A 382-nucleotide genomic window follows, 5' to 3' on the forward strand; every position below is an offset into this window, starting at 1 on the left:
GTGTAGGCGGGCAGCCGGTAGGTGTCGGTGGCGGTGCCCGTGCGCTCGCCCACGTGCACCAGGCCCGCGCCCACGCCGTAGCGCCCGCCCGAGGCCAGGCGGTCTTCGCGGAGGGCGAACAGGCCGGCGCTCACGCGCGGAATGCCCAGCAGGCGCTTGCCCACCAGGGCGGGGTTGTTGTCGCGCAGCACTTCGGTGTCGGTGAAGGCCGCGTTGGCCGTCAGGCGCCAGTGGGCATCCAGCCGGCCGGCCACGTCGGCCTCGATGCCGCGGCTGCGTACCTCGCCCGCCGCCACGCTGAAATTGCCGTTGTTCGGGTCGCGCGTGAGCACGTTGGTCTTGCGGATGTCGAACACCGCCATCGAGGCGTTCAGGCGCTGGT

At 72.5% G+C, this 382-nt stretch carries 1 protein-coding gene; it reads right to left on the minus strand.

Features of this window, described 5'->3' with window-relative positions; translation table 11 throughout:
- On the minus strand, positions 1-382 hold a 382-nt coding region (locus JZ791_RS47550; RefSeq protein WP_216904057.1), incomplete at both ends, for a TonB-dependent receptor domain-containing protein.

The sequence above is a fragment of the Nocardia alni genome (assembly GCF_019038435.1).
Lineage (GTDB): Bacteria > Actinomycetota > Actinomycetes > Mycobacteriales > Mycobacteriaceae > Nocardia > Nocardia alni.